The sequence below is a fragment of the Clostridium ljungdahlii genome (assembly GCF_001636845.1).
Lineage (GTDB): Bacteria > Bacillota > Clostridia > Clostridiales > Clostridiaceae > Clostridium_B > Clostridium_B ljungdahlii_A.
Window position 1 is genome coordinate 1 of record NZ_LITT01000020.1, and the last position, 13,969, is coordinate 13,969.

Annotated in this window: 21 protein-coding genes and 1 pseudogene; 2 read left to right on the forward strand and 20 right to left on the reverse strand. The window is 29.6% G+C overall.

Going from position 1 to position 13,969, the window contains the following annotated elements:
• Nucleotides 1-595: 595 nt before the first annotated feature.
• A complete protein-coding gene (locus tag WY13_RS09350; RefSeq protein ID WP_063555417.1) occupies nt 596-1,519 on the forward strand; it encodes a S66 peptidase family protein in 924 nt (307 codons plus the stop codon).
• Nucleotides 1,520-1,673: 154 nt separating this feature from the next.
• On the opposite strand, the gene WY13_RS09355 is transcribed toward WY13_RS09350, so the two are convergent.
• Together WY13_RS09355 and WY13_RS09360 are read right to left on the reverse strand one after the other, a co-directional pair.
• A complete protein-coding gene (locus tag WY13_RS09355) occupies nt 1,674-2,273 on the reverse strand; it encodes a nitroreductase family protein (RefSeq protein WP_063555418.1) in 600 nt (199 codons plus the stop codon).
• A 467-nt stretch (nt 2,274-2,740) separates the two neighbouring features.
• Entirely contained in the window at nt 2,741-3,631 is an 891-nt protein-coding gene (locus WY13_RS09360) for a peptidoglycan-binding domain-containing protein (protein WP_063555419.1), read from the reverse strand.
• Between the two features lie 503 nt (nt 3,632-4,134).
• Here WY13_RS09360 and WY13_RS09370 point away from each other — a divergent pair.
• A pseudogene (locus tag WY13_RS09370) lies at nt 4,135-5,300 on the forward strand (IS3 family transposase).
• Between the two features lie 364 nt (nt 5,301-5,664).
• On the opposite strand, the gene arr reads toward WY13_RS09370, so the two are convergent.
• The 18 genes from arr to WY13_RS09430 all read right to left on the reverse strand — a co-directional run bounded on the left by arr (nt 5,665) and on the right by WY13_RS09430 (nt 13,904).
• Complete coding sequence (gene arr / locus WY13_RS09375; protein WP_063555420.1) at nt 5,665-6,081, reverse strand: NAD(+)--rifampin ADP-ribosyltransferase; 417 nt, start codon at nt 6,079-6,081, stop codon at nt 5,665-5,667.
• 129 nt (nt 6,082-6,210) lie between these two features.
• Nucleotides 6,211-6,660 carry a DUF3788 family protein gene (locus WY13_RS09380; RefSeq protein ID WP_242866424.1) on the reverse strand — a complete coding sequence of 150 codons (450 nt, stop codon included), beginning with the start codon at nt 6,658-6,660 and terminating at the stop codon, nt 6,211-6,213.
• Nucleotides 6,661-6,662: 2 nt separating this feature from the next.
• Nucleotides 6,663-7,106: a GyrI-like domain-containing protein gene (locus WY13_RS09385; RefSeq protein ID WP_204377959.1), complete on the reverse strand. Its 444-nt coding sequence runs from the start codon at nt 7,104-7,106 to the stop codon at nt 6,663-6,665.
• Between the two features lie 676 nt (nt 7,107-7,782).
• On the reverse strand, nt 7,783-7,899 hold the full coding sequence (locus WY13_RS22300; protein WP_431602437.1) for a hypothetical protein: 117 nt from the start codon (nt 7,897-7,899) through the stop codon (nt 7,783-7,785).
• 77 nt (nt 7,900-7,976) lie between these two features.
• A complete protein-coding gene (locus WY13_RS22185) occupies nt 7,977-8,144 on the reverse strand; it encodes a type II toxin-antitoxin system HicB family antitoxin (protein ID WP_347459229.1) in 168 nt (55 codons plus the stop codon).
• A gap of 661 nt (nt 8,145-8,805) precedes the next feature.
• Nucleotides 8,806-9,798 (reverse strand): alpha/beta fold hydrolase, encoded by a 993-nt coding sequence (locus tag WY13_RS09395; RefSeq protein ID WP_063555422.1) that lies wholly within the window; start codon nt 9,796-9,798, stop codon nt 8,806-8,808.
• Nucleotides 9,799-9,965: 167 nt separating this feature from the next.
• Nucleotides 9,966-10,118: a hypothetical protein gene (locus tag WY13_RS20950; RefSeq protein WP_156499010.1), complete on the reverse strand. Its 153-nt coding sequence runs from the start codon at nt 10,116-10,118 to the stop codon at nt 9,966-9,968.
• A gap of 34 nt (nt 10,119-10,152) precedes the next feature.
• Nucleotides 10,153-10,710: a hypothetical protein gene (locus WY13_RS09400; RefSeq protein WP_063555423.1), complete on the reverse strand. Its 558-nt coding sequence runs from the start codon at nt 10,708-10,710 to the stop codon at nt 10,153-10,155.
• Nucleotides 10,644-11,066: a hypothetical protein gene (locus tag WY13_RS09405; protein ID WP_063555424.1), complete on the reverse strand. Its 423-nt coding sequence runs from the start codon at nt 11,064-11,066 to the stop codon at nt 10,644-10,646. Before WY13_RS09405 ends, WY13_RS09400 begins: the two co-directional genes overlap by 67 nt.
• 30 nt (nt 11,067-11,096) lie before the next feature.
• On the reverse strand, nt 11,097-11,351 hold the full coding sequence (locus WY13_RS09410; protein WP_063555425.1) for a sporulation transcriptional regulator SpoIIID: 255 nt from the start codon (nt 11,349-11,351) through the stop codon (nt 11,097-11,099).
• Nucleotides 11,352-11,383: 32 nt separating this feature from the next.
• On the reverse strand, nt 11,384-11,902 hold the full coding sequence (locus tag WY13_RS09415; RefSeq protein ID WP_063555426.1) for a macro domain-containing protein: 519 nt from the start codon (nt 11,900-11,902) through the stop codon (nt 11,384-11,386).
• A gap of 38 nt (nt 11,903-11,940) precedes the next feature.
• Nucleotides 11,941-12,387: a hypothetical protein gene (locus WY13_RS09420; protein WP_063555427.1), complete on the reverse strand. Its 447-nt coding sequence runs from the start codon at nt 12,385-12,387 to the stop codon at nt 11,941-11,943.
• A gap of 134 nt (nt 12,388-12,521) precedes the next feature.
• The gene (locus tag WY13_RS20510; RefSeq protein ID WP_082848458.1) at nt 12,522-12,695 is read right to left on the reverse strand and encodes a ParB N-terminal domain-containing protein; all 174 of its coding nucleotides are present in this window, start codon (nt 12,693-12,695) and stop codon (nt 12,522-12,524) included.
• Between the two features lie 36 nt (nt 12,696-12,731).
• The gene (locus WY13_RS22085) at nt 12,732-12,860 is read right to left on the reverse strand and encodes a hypothetical protein (RefSeq protein ID WP_278321782.1); all 129 of its coding nucleotides are present in this window, start codon (nt 12,858-12,860) and stop codon (nt 12,732-12,734) included.
• Nucleotides 12,861-12,887: 27 nt separating this feature from the next.
• Nucleotides 12,888-13,034, reverse strand: coding sequence for a hypothetical protein (locus WY13_RS20955; RefSeq protein WP_156499012.1), 147 nt, complete (start codon nt 13,032-13,034; stop codon nt 12,888-12,890).
• Nucleotides 13,024-13,242, reverse strand: a complete 219-nt coding sequence (locus WY13_RS09425) for a hypothetical protein (RefSeq protein ID WP_063555428.1) — start codon at nt 13,240-13,242, stop codon at nt 13,024-13,026. Before WY13_RS09425 ends, WY13_RS20955 begins: the two co-directional genes overlap by 11 nt.
• A gap of 168 nt (nt 13,243-13,410) precedes the next feature.
• Nucleotides 13,411-13,572 (reverse strand): hypothetical protein, encoded by a 162-nt coding sequence (locus WY13_RS20960; RefSeq protein ID WP_156499013.1) that lies wholly within the window; start codon nt 13,570-13,572, stop codon nt 13,411-13,413.
• Between the two features lie 101 nt (nt 13,573-13,673).
• On the reverse strand, nt 13,674-13,904 hold the full coding sequence (locus WY13_RS09430) for a helix-turn-helix transcriptional regulator (protein WP_063555429.1): 231 nt from the start codon (nt 13,902-13,904) through the stop codon (nt 13,674-13,676).
• Nucleotides 13,905-13,969: the final 65 nt, after the last annotated feature.

The following is a 13,969-nucleotide window of genomic DNA, read 5'->3' on the forward strand; positions in this document are numbered from 1 at the left end:
CCTCCCTATGATATTTTAATTTTTGCGATTGTCAGTCGTTCAAATTATATCATAGGGGGTTTTTATTGTTCAGAGCTTAAGCCCTTTTATCCACCGGCATTACCGGTGGTTTTCTTGACAATAAAAAATGGAGCTATACATAATATAGCTCCATTTATGATTCCTGACTATTATATAATTTATCTGCCACAATGTCAGCAGAGTTCTCCATATATGTATGCTGCATGTCTAGTCCTATGATATAACCTACTTTAGGCATATCATCAATTATATGCTTAACCTCATGTATAAAAACGTGATATTGAGTTTTATAGCTTATATTACATTCATATAAATATAAAAGATTAAAGAGGAATTCATAATAGTAAATTACTGAGGACACTTTTATTTTTAATGTTATTAACATACTGGGTAGTTAAATGAAGGTACATCTGAAAGTATCCTTAATCATGTAGCAAATTTCTTAGATGTATATCAAATCGGGTATAGTTCATATAATGTATAAATAGGCAAGCAGTAATGAACATTATATTATTAATTAGCAACTATTTGAGTAATTTCATATAATATTAATTTATTTAGAAGGTGAATGAGTATGGCAATAAGACCACAAATTTTACGTGCAGGAGATACAATCGGAATAGTTACTTTAGGAAGTCCATTATCTGCAAATATCATTAATGCTGGTATACAAACTCTTAAGAATATGGGCTTTAATGTAATTGTAGGAAAATATGTGTATTCTTATAGTGGATATATTGCAGCCACAGAACCACAGAGGGTCTCCGATTTGATGGAAATGTTTAAAAACCCTGATGTGAAGGCTATTATACCCTCAAGAGGTGGAGTAGGTGTTGCAGGTATTATACCATATCTTGACTACAATGTCATCGCACAGAATCCTAAAATTGTCACAGGGTACAGTGATGTAACAATTTTATTAAATGTTTTGTATATGTTGGCTAACTTAATTACTTTTCATAGTCTCCTTTTAATAGACTTTAAATCGACTACTCCTGCATACAATATGAATCAGTTTTTCACTGCTACGTCTACACTTACCTCACCAAGGAAACTTGAAAATCCTCCTGGAATGCCTCTAATAAGTAGGGTCCCTGGAAATGTAACGGGGGCTATCGTAGGAGGTAACCTTACATCCTTTGTAGATAATCTTGGCACCCCATTTGAAGTTGATACCAGAGGAAAGATACTCTTAATTGAAGAAGTTAATGCACCTATTAATACGGTCTACAGGCATATAGAACATTTAATATTAGCAGGTAAAATTAGGGATTGTGCAGGTATTATTATGGGTGAATGCACAAATTGTGAGCCTGCATATGGTAAGTCATATGAAGATTTAATTAATGAAGTTATGGTGCCATTGAATAAACCTCTTATGACAAATTTAGCATCAGGACATGGCATATACAAGATGGCTATACCTATAGGTGCTCAAGCTAACCTTAACACTTATAACAATACATTGACAATACTTGAACCAACAGTGCATATATAAAAAGATAGTAACGTTTTTAAATTATTATGGAAGCTCATAACTATTTTATTACATAAGATTATTCACGTTATAAATCTTTCAATAAAAGCTCATGCAATAACTGTATGGGCTTTTATTGAAATAATATTAAGTCTATAACTTATTAAAGTACAGTCTATTTAAATACCTTAACACGGTCTTCTAATGGTTGGAACTGTTTTTCATCTGGTTGTGCCGTTGGCTTTCCGAATGGCATTTGTGCAATTAACTTCCAATTGCTTGGTATACTCCATTCTTTTTTTACATCATGTTCAATAAGTTCGTTATAGTGTTGTAGTGATACTCCAAATCCTTCGACTTCTAATGCAGTCCAAATAACAAATTGGTGCATTCCACTTGCTTGTTGAGACCAAATTGGGAAGTTATCTTTATAGCGAGCAAATTGTTGTTGAAGAGACTCTATTACACTATTATCTTCAAAGAATAAAACTGTACCATATCCACTTTTAAATGAATTTATTTTATTTTCAGTATCACTAAATTGATCGGCTGATACAACCTTTCTTAATGCTTCTTTTGTAATATTCCATAATTTATCATGATGATTTCCTAATAATAGAACTATCCTTGCACTTTGCGAGTTAAATGCGGATGGGGTATGTTTAACAGTATGGTCTATGATTTCTTTAATTCTATCGTCTGAAACTACAGTTTCCTTGCCAATTCCATAGAATGTACGTCTGTCTGCAACAGCAGTTAAAAAATCTTTTGACATTTAATCATTCCTCCAACTTATATGAAATTTTTCTTTTTTATTATTTGTAAAGAGAGATCAGCATATTCTTATTTAATATTATCTGATTAGCTTTAGTATTAAGAGTATAAAATAGGTCGAAATGTTTTTATTATACGAAATAAATATAAATATAAAATGGAGCTATAATCTTGTAGCTCCATTTATGATCCCTCACCATTATATAATATATCTGCCACAATATCAGCATCCTGTTCCATATACATATACGTATATTGCACGTCAAATTCTATGATATAACCTATTTTAGGCATAAATTTTACAGTTCATGCTGTTATTTATATAAAGACAATGAATTAAAGAGAGATTCACAGTTGTAAGTTATTGTGCAACTTCAATAGCAATTTATTTCTGTTCTTTAGTTTGTTCATAAATTATTTATACGCTCAGAAATTGTGGTGAAAACTATAAGTTTTAAACATTAATTTTTAAAATACTTTGATAGCTGTTTTATACGGTATCCTACTTAAAAATTTAGCACTTTCATCAGAAATCCTTAAACCATATCCTAATTCTTTTTCGGATGAATAAAAAACATGTAGACCATCGATTTGAGTAAAGTTCTTCATCGTTACTTTATTAAATTTTATCTCTTTACCATGGAGTCCAGATGCATACTCTCCTTTATTAACCTTTCCTGAAAGAATATCAAAACACTTAATTTCTTTCCATTTACCATTTATTTTTTGATAAATTCTACATAAATGATCAGAAGAATTTACTGATATATAATAGTCAGTATCAGAGACAGGTTTAATTTTATCCTCTTTACTAAGTTTATTTAATAATTTCATATCTGCTTTTCCAGTTACAGGTAAGTTATTTGCTTTTTGGAACTGTTTTATAGCTAATATTGTATCATAACTAGATAAATTTCCATTTGCATTTAAGTTATAACCTAAAGATACAAGTTGTTCTTGAATATTAACAGACACTGGACTAAATCCATTTTTGTCATCTACAGAAGTATTATTAACATACTTTAATAATACTTTAGCGGTTTCAGGTCCAAAGATACCATCAACATTTACCCCTAATTTTTTCTGTACACTTTTAACAGCATCTTCTGTAAATTTCCCATACACTCCATCTTCTGCAAGTCCGGATCCGAAATATAGATTTAAAGTACCCTGTATATGTTTAACAATATCGCTTTTATCGTTTAACTTAACAGTTACTGTAGAATATTCATTATAGTTATATGTAGTTACTTTGGATATTTTAGTAGTTGTTACTTGCTGAGCATGTACAGATTGTCCTACTAAAGTTATTCCAGCTGCTATTGATGCTACTATCAATAAATGTTTTGTATTTTTCATAAATTTATTCTCCCCTAACACATTATGACTAATATATTTTTTATTTGACGATTCACTTTGACAATTGTCTACAAATTTTACTTTATAAATAAATTTTTTAAAAAATAAAATCGAATTTTAATCGTACATATTTACAATACGTAAGCTATTAATGCTTTTGGGGGGTATCTATAAATTTTTATGATAAAAAAGTCTTAAGTTACAGTACTTACGCAACACAAAAAGAACATTGAAAAATCAATAGCTTTAAGCACTTAACTTATCCCAAATGGTTGTTGCTATAAGGTTTGTAGCATCATTTACCTGTTTACTTTTACAATCTTTTGATGCTAAATTAATAATATAAAGAACATTATTAACTTTTACTTGAATAAATTCTTGTAAGAAGGAGATAGTTTCACCAATTGTGTTAAGATTATTTTTTAATTGCAGTATGACCCTTACCCACTTTGATAGACACGAGGAACTCGTGTTATATTAAAAGTGAAAGGAATGGTAGAGTTATGAAAAAACAATATAGTGTAGAATTTAAAATTGAAGCAATAAAAAGATTAGAGAAATCTGGAGAATCATTAAATAAGATAGCAACAGAATTAGGAGTAAGACCAACAACAATGCATGGATTGGTAAAGAAGTATAGGGAATCACCTGATACACCTTTTCCTGGCAGTGGACGTCTTAAGCCTGAAGATGAGAAATTAAGAAGATGAGAAAAAGAAATTAGAGATCTTAAAGAGGAAAATGAAATATTAAAAAAAGCGGCAGCCTACTTCGCCAAGAACCTAAAATAAAGAGGTTTGAGTTTATCAAGGCTAGTTGCCATAAATACAGAATAGCAAAGCTATGCAAGGTTTTAAGCGTGTCAAGAAGCAGTTGCTATGCATGGGATAAAAGACCTGAAAGTCAAAGATCAAAGGAAAATAAACAGTTATTAGAACAAATTCAAACAATCCACAAGGAAAATAGAAATGTATTCGGTTCTGTTAAAATTACTAAAATAGTAAATATGAAAAGTGATAAACCTATTAATCATAAAAGAGTAGAACGTATCATGAATGAAAATGGCATAAAATCAAGGGCTTCAAAGAAATTTAAGGCTACTACTAATTCAAATCATAAATTTCCAGTAGCAAAAAATATTCTTAATCGAAATTTTACTGTGGATAAACCTAATGAAAAAATGGTTAGTGATATTACATATCTGTGAACAAATGAAGGATGGCTTTATATAGCAGCAGTAATGGATTTGTGTGGACAAAGAATAGTTGGTTTATCTATGAATGAAAGAATGACAAAAGAATTAGTAATCAACGCATTAAATGACGCATATCAACGTGCAGGAAGGCCAACTGGTGTTATTCTACATTCGGACAGAGGGTCACAATATTGCTCAAATGACTACCAAAATTTAATAAATAAGTATGGATTTATATGCAGTATGTCTCGTAAAGGTAACTGCTGGGATAATGCTCCTATGGAATCATTCTGGGGTAAAATGAAATGTGAATGGCTTTATGGAAATCACTTTAAAACACGTGAAGAAGCTCGTGCTGCTGTATTTGAATATGTTGAGATATTTTATAATAGGCAAAGAATACATGCTTCTAATGGTTATGTAACGCCTGAAAAATATTATAACAATTTAAATAAGAAATCAAAAGCAGCATAAAAATTAAAAAATTATGGTAATCTACAAAATAAAGAGATATTACGAGTTTAAGATGTCTATTTTATTGGGGAAAGGTCAGTATTAGAATAGCCCTTCAAGACGTTACTCTTTCATTCGACTTTTCAGATTATCAGTTCTGCTAATTCAATGAAATTAGTAGCTAATCTTTTCAATTAGCAACGTGTCGCACCACCGTACTATTCAATTTTTCCTAACCAATTTGTAATATATTTGTATTATGAACGTAAAAACGCCGTAAAATTTTTAAAATAATACGGCATTTCAATAAATTATTAGCTTTTTAATTGTTACATGAAATAGGAAAATGGTTCACCAATTGCCTTGCAATGTTGTGAATTATAGATTAATCGTATATTACATTTTTCCCTTCATCACTTAACTTTTTTAAAGATGAAAGCATATGATTTATTTCTTCATCAGAATGTCTTTCCCATGAACTTAATTCTGCTATTATTTTCAAAGAAGATTTAGACCTATAAGAACGTGTTGGATTTCCAGGAAATCTTTTGTCAGTTAAGTTCGGGTCATTTTCAAATTCACCTAATGGTTCTACAATATAAATTCTCTCTTTTGATTTAGATATAGCTAATTCGGCACCCCATTTTGCAGCATTTAATGTTGCAGTAAAGTAAATGTAGTTAGATTTTTTATTTTGGTAATTTGATAAGTGTTGTGGTTCTAATAAATCTCCAGTTTTTAGTTCTGCTTTAGTACCATGAAAAAAAGGACCATTATCTAAAACATCTTTTTTGTCATTCATGCTGATACACTCCTTTTATATTTCTAAATTTGTGTATAATATTATAGTATCCAAATCACAAAAAATTGATGAACAATAAATTGCTCTTGCGTCACAAGATAAAAATTATCCAAATTAAAGTTATATATGTTATTTCTGTTTTGGTTTTTTCTTAATGCAAATAAGTTTTTCAACGTCTAGCAATTCACTATCATTTTCTATCCGATAATGCATCCAACCCCCGTCACCGCAAGGATACCGGTTTTCCCATAAATCTCTTGTTTTAGGAAGCATATTGTCTAACTCTTGGTACAGTCTTTTTAACTCACTTTTACCTATTGTTATTGTGACAGTAAATGAGCCTTTTTCAAAAAATACATAACATAAAAGCTTACTTTTACAGGTATACTTGTATCCCCAACCATAATTGTTGCCAAATGGAAATTTTAATTCTCGTATTATAAAATAATTATTTTTTAAAAAGCTTTCAAATTTAATTAATCTGGAAACAGCATCTTTTCCTAAAAGATTATCTATTTGCAAAGATGTAGGTGTTGTACTTTTATCAAAAAATCTCTCAACTATACTTTTATACATCATTATCACCTCTCTATTATAGGTGTCCACAACTCATAAGTTTCTTTGCTTCCATTAGGATAATACTCAAAATTCATACCATGTTTAGAGTTAGGAATATATCCAGCTTCAGGAAGAATTTTCTCATAATACTCTGTCCATGCTTCTACAGCGGACATAGTTGGTGGTACACAAACTACAGCATAGTTTGTACCAGGGATATACTTGCAACAAGCTCCTGTGGGTGTTTTATCTATGCAATTAACTTCAATACCAATAAGATAACAATATTTTTGATTTTCTGTAGACCACATTAGTCCATAGAAATCATTTCTATAACCAAATACATTAAATAGCTCCTCTTTTTTGATATTAAAATCATTCCACAGGTTAGATAAGTCTTTTTCACAGGTTTTCAAACTTGTTTCTACTAAATATCCACATATGTGGAAACTCTTTCGTTTTTTCATACATAAATTCAATATTATCATCTCCACAAATTTTCTATCCATGTTCTATTGTAATATATCAATTATGACATCTGTATGTCATAATAATTTACTATTTTGCATTAGCTTACATTAATTACATTTTACACTACATTATTATATTTTGCATATTAACTTACACGTCTTTTAACACTTTTAAATCAATGCCTGAATACCTCAACTTAAAGTGCTTGTACATCCTTTTCCGCTGCTCAACTTCATATAGGTTCCGTCATTATTCAATACTAAAAAATCTACACTTTTTATCTTTGACTTCAATATCCATCTTTTTTATTACGCAAAATAAGCACCCTAAATGACGGATGCCTATCTTACAACAATAATTGGGGATCTAATTTTTTATACTTTCTTGTGGCAGTTGCACTTAATTTTAACGTGCCCTGCAACTACAGACACGAGAAGAATAATTACTTTTACTTTTCTTTCATATATGTAAATACTTTATTTTCATTTCCGCTAAGGCTATTTCCTTAGGACACTTATAATTATATATGGTATTTGTTACGATTTAATGTCATACAAGTAAATTATTTATTTACTTTTTAAATATCCTGTAAATAATATAAGAATAAGTGCCAACTTTAACCAGTGCTTATCTTTATTTGTACAACATATTAGATTTTATTTATTTTGCTATTTAGTTTTTACTTTGAACTGCTACTTCCTTACTCAAAAGATATAAACAATATTGATTCATACTTGTACCTTCCTGTTTTGATTTCTCCATTAATTCCTTATGCAATGATTTAGGCATTCCCAATTTAAATTGTCCTAAAAAGTTTCCTTCTTCTAATAGCTCTAGTATTGGTATACTATCTTCTAATACTGCTTCTATCCAGCTTTTTTTGTATCATTTAAAAGATTTATTCCTTCGTCAATCGTATCTGCACAAGTAATACACCCCTTCAATTCTGGGTACCTTAACACATATCCACCCTCCTCATCTTTTATAATTTCAATTTTATAATTAAGATTCATATAATATTCTATATTCTTCATAACTTATTTCTTCTTTGGAATATAATTCCAATATCATTTATTTTATTTAAACCACATATAAGGGCCTCTTATCCTTCTCTTTCCTCAAAACTAAGACTCATATGTATCTCTAGAACGACACTTACATTTCAGCATTTTATATCCAATTTAATACTTTCGCAACATCATCCCTTAAATCTCATGTATAAACAATCCAATTTTGTACATAATATTAATATAAATATCAAAATTTATTTTTAACCTCTATATCAATAAAAATTTTCACACTTTCCTTAATATACAATTTAATTGTATAAATATTCTCGTGCCAGGGGATGAAACCCCCCGGTTTCTATTTTTTCTTGATTCTCTTTTCAATATCAGACTTTTCAACCTATACCTTTACTTTAATACTTTTTTCTTTGTTTCTCGTAATTCTTAAAAAACTATTAGTAAACTAGCAATCACATATACTTTCTTTTGATGTTTCATCTTCTGGATACTTTAGAATCCAATCCATCTTTCCGTAACAACGTGGTTTATCCATCACTTTCATTCCTTCCTAAAATATTTGTATTACGAACATAAAAAACACCATAAAATTCAGGTTTGAATAATATAGTGTTCTAGTAAATTGTTCGTTTTTTCAGTTGTGATATTAATAATGATAAAGCACCTAGATTTATTTATGGTTTATAAGGTCTATTATTGACTTATTTATAATTTGTGGAGAATATAAATGTATATAATGTTTTGAACCACTAACAATTGTTTGATCACTATCACTTGACCAATCTTTAAATTCAATTTGGCTTTTGCGCCAAGCAGGAGAAATAGTACTATTACTTTGAGATGTAAAAATTCTAATAGGTATATTACCTAACTTTCCATTTTTTAATACTGATTTTGCATTAATGGTAGAATTTTTTAATTCATTTAACCCATCATCATTTACAATGTTCTTTAATGTCATAGCCATATCTAATTTTTGTAAGTCTTTTGGTATCAAATTCATTCCATTTTTATCTGCACTTAATGTTTTATACATATTAGTTGTTTGAAATAATACACGAAGAACTCCAAAGTTTTTGAGCAGCTTTGTAGTTCCATAATTAGGACTTGATAAAGGGTTATCTTTGTAAAATTCAGGATTTCCGGAGTCTATAAAGACTATGCCTCTAACTTCACCTTTATATTTTTGTGTAAATCCTATTGTTTCTAAAGAACCTAAAGAGTGTGCAACAAAAATATAGGGAGGCTTCTGTCCTGATTTTTCTAATACAGTATGTATTTCATCAACAATTGTGTCAATGTCTCTTGATGATTTTGTACTTTGACTCCATCCAGTACCAGGTCTATCATATACCACTACTTTAGCATATTTTGAAACTTCACTATATAAAGGGTAAAAATTCACATAAGGGCATGAAACACCATTTCCAGATGCAAAAACTACTGTTTGTTTTCCAGTCCCTTTACTAAAAACATGCATATCTTGTCCATTTACTTTAACTAATTGTCCTGGAGGTGAGTATTTTTTATTATCTAAATATATCCCAACCTTTTGATAAGAATATCCAATCATAAGAATGCATATTAAAAATAATACAAATCGTTTAGTAAACTTTAGAATTCTACTCTTTTTTCTTAAATCAATTTTTTTCTCAATATTCATTAAATATACGCCTTTCGTCATTCATATGTATTTCAAATAACTCTTTGATACTAATTTATTAGATATGGCACATTTGATTAGCATCACGAATTATTTAATATAAAAATTATACCATAATATCTACATATCTATATTTTTGTATAGTTTGTTAGAAAATATAGAAACTTTTAACCCTTATGCACATCAAAGTCCTGAACTGCCTTTATAAGACCAATACACCCAACTTGAAAAATATCATCATATCCAAATTTGAAATATGATTTACTTATATCTGCCACTAATCCTATATTACTTTCCACAATTTTTTTTAAGTTATCCATGGTTCTAAATGCACTCCTTCTTCGAATCTATTTATCATCCATTTCTTGCCTTGTTTTTCATGTTTTCAATAATAGCCTTATTATCTACAGTTTCCTCCATATCTGCATTCTCGTTATCTTCCCCAATTAATCTTTGCTGTGTTACCTTTTCAAGCTCTTTATAATATTCAACAGCATTATCTCTAGGTTTAAAATTATTAGATCCCTGTATATTTCTATAATTGCCTTCCAATACTTGAATAAACTTATCTTTTTGCATAAGCCAATCAAAGCAGCAACCTGCCCATTTATTATTTTTTCCAGATAAGAAGTCACTTTCTTCAGCCATTTTAAATACTTTTATAAACGTACCTATGGAATTATACTCTTTCCATCTTGCTTTTATCTGTGCACATCTAACAGAGGTAAGTTTAATTACCTTGGGAAGTGACACACATGTTTGATTAAAAATATTAAATATTTCATCATAGGGAACTTTATTTAAATCCGTATCTTTTTCACTTAACAAACTTTCCTGTTTTTGATTTATGTATATATCTTCTGAAGTCTCTGTGTTAATCTCTGTAGAAGTCTTTGGTAATGGTTGGTGCATTTTGCACTAATGCATTGGCTGATACCCTCCAACTTTTCGAAATTTATTGTATACCACTTTGTTCTATCCCTAGCTTCCTTGTTATAATTACCTGTTATTATCAATTCTTTGTTCTCTAGGGATTTGAAAGCTCTTTTAAGTGTATCAAGGCTCCAAAAATCAAAAGCATCCTCATGCCATTTTTTCATGCTGTTATATGTCCAGAAATATCCATCATGAAAATTTATATTTTTCTTTTTATTATTCTCTATCCAATAATTCAACTGCTGGAGCACTATACTTTCATTCAACCCTATTATTTTTGCTAAAGCACGATTTATTACTATTGGATATTCATTAAATAAAAGTACATTCATAAATTACTCCTCCGCTAAATAAAGACTATCTTATGTATACGCTAATAAATATCTCTCTTTTAATGCTTGTCCCCCACGTATACTTCTCTGACTTTTATTGAAATCAAGAACTTTTCTCACTTCTTTTGCAAGCCCAGGATCTAAAACAGGCAATCTCTTTGTACAATCATTAAATATGGTACTTCTAGAAGAAGAAAATATTTCTGCAGTTTGCCTCACTGTTGCTTTATTAGCTACCAAATACTTTCCTACATTTACCACCCTACATTTTATATAATTCTCCATAATTATCTCCTCATTATCTATAGAATGTTATTCTAAAACCTGTCCACGATAACTACGTGTACGCATCTGACACATCTAAAAAATTCTTTATAAAACATGATTACTTCATCTTTAGGAATCCTTCCTGACTGAATTCCAATAAGGGGAACAGCTATTGAATTTACATCAAGTTCATAAGCTTTTGAGATAATTTTAGGAATTAATTTTTTAACTATATTTATATTTGAATGCATTCCAGGTAACCTCACTGTAACAGCATGAATAATATATTTTGCTTCTAAATTACCTGCATTGGTTACAAATATTTCTCCAGGATTATATCCAAATCTGCATCCAGGTAAATGCTTTTTCCTTCTACGTCTGCTTTTACATATCCTTTCAGCTTCTCTTTCAACGCTTCCTCTTGTAGCATATTGTATAGACTGTGTTGTCCCTCTTAACTTAAATTTCTTTCCTAAAATTCCTCCCATATAACCTACACCATTACTTTCATTGACAATGACATCTACTTTAACTGTTGTTATATCTTCATTCACTATCAAATATTCCATAAATACCACCCCTAAAAATATTATTGGCACACTTATTTTTATTCATTGTTTTGTAATCTTGCACTTTGATTTTCTAAATAAATTGTTCTAAGATTACTTAAAATAGGCTGCCTAAATTTCATATATATCTTGTATTCTTCATAATTTTTAAATATGTCAAAAGCTGATTTTAGTTGACCTTTAAATGTAATTTCAAATACATTTTCCAGCTGCTGTTTTATATCTTTTGCATCATGGGTTTTAGTTGACCTTCCAATTATTAATCCTACTTTGCCTAATAAATCTCTTGAAAGTATAACCTGTCTCATATAAGCTTTTGCGATATTAGTTTGAAGGGCATCGTGTTTATACAAATCCTCCAAAAGTTTTAGTCCACTTATAGACAAAGCTTCCCAGTACCAGTCTTCATTTAGAAAAGGCCTCTTAAATTCATCAGATATTTTTCTATTTTTAGTAAACTGGAAATCTGTTAGTATCTCTTTCATGAATTGAGCAAAAGAGGCAAAACTGTTTGCCTGCCATATACCACCTACAAAATCCTCAGGCCTTTCATATTTATATCTTGAGATAACACCTAGTCTTTTACATTTTCCCCTTACGTAATTATTAATCCATGCAATTAATCTTCCTTTGCCCTTAATCTTCTTTCACCAGCTATAAGTTGAAACTTTGGGGTAACAACCGGTGGATTTATAAGACCGTTTTCTTTGATATCTTCAGCTAATTCAGTAATATTTCCAAAATCTTTTCTTATTCTTTTATCAACAATCACTTTATCAATATCAACTAACATTAGAGTTTCACCACCAGTGTTTTTAATGTAAATTACTTATACAACTAATAAAAATACGAGCATCAATAACCCATACATAATAAGCCCTGAAAATACAACAATTATGATACTCATACTTATATACTCCATGTCATCTGATTCCTTACTTTCCATATGTGCTCCCATATTCAACTCCTTTTTACTATCAGTATTTTATTTGCAATTATCTAATTGATTGTACATTCTCTCCCAATACTTTGCACTTTCCCTGTAATTCTCTATAAGTTTTAATCCTTCTCTTAAAAGTTCTTTAAGATTTTCATTTTGTTTCTCTAGTTTTACTAACTTTTTATCTTTCATATTTTCTCCCTTCAACATCTCTTAGTAATCTCAAACTTATCTGAAATACAATAAATACCTGTTTTAAGCTTGTTCTTTTACCAAATTTAACCCTATTTTCTCTTATGTCATCTGTAGTTATCTGCAAAACTTCTTTAAATTCTTGGTCAGTTATTTCAATGCTTTTATCCCAAAATAATTTCTTATTATTCCTTTCACTTCCCCTCATTTTTTAGTAACATATCCAATTTTTAAGAATATTTAGCTTCAACCTACTATTAAAAGTTGTTTAAATTTTTTAGTCACACATTTTATTTACCTGCATAAAATATATTGATAAAGTATGTCTATTTTTTAGTAAAATAATTTTTATAAAAAGGCTTTTCAGCCTTGTAAATTATTTTGCATCTTTAAGTTCGCTGCTTTCTTCTTTTTTATGTTGCTCTCTCATAAATCTTTCATAGAAAAATTCAAACATTCTTTCTTGAGCTGCAGGTATACACTCTGGATTCATAACAATTAATTTTATGTCATCCGCATTATTCACTCTTTTCCCCACGAAATCCCTCCTAAAATCACTAATATCATATTATTCAGATAGACTATTTATGGTTACTTTTTTTGAAAGTTTTTATAAAAAAATTTATGTTTTAAAACTTTCTATTTGAGTATATTCATCCTGGCTTTTTTATCAGGTTCTTGGTTAAGCTTAAACACTTCTTCAACTTTCTCACCTAATGCCGACGATATTTTCTGCATTACTTCCAAGCTTGGATTAGTTCTTCTCCCATGCTCTAAATTTGAAACATAGCTGGGTGCCAATCCTGTAACTTTAGCAATATCATATATTGATATTCTGAGCTTTTCTCTTAATGCTTTTATTTTATTCAATTACTTTTCTTCCCTTTGTTTCCTGTGAGAGTATAATATCATATTCTTTCAGAGAACATCGAGTC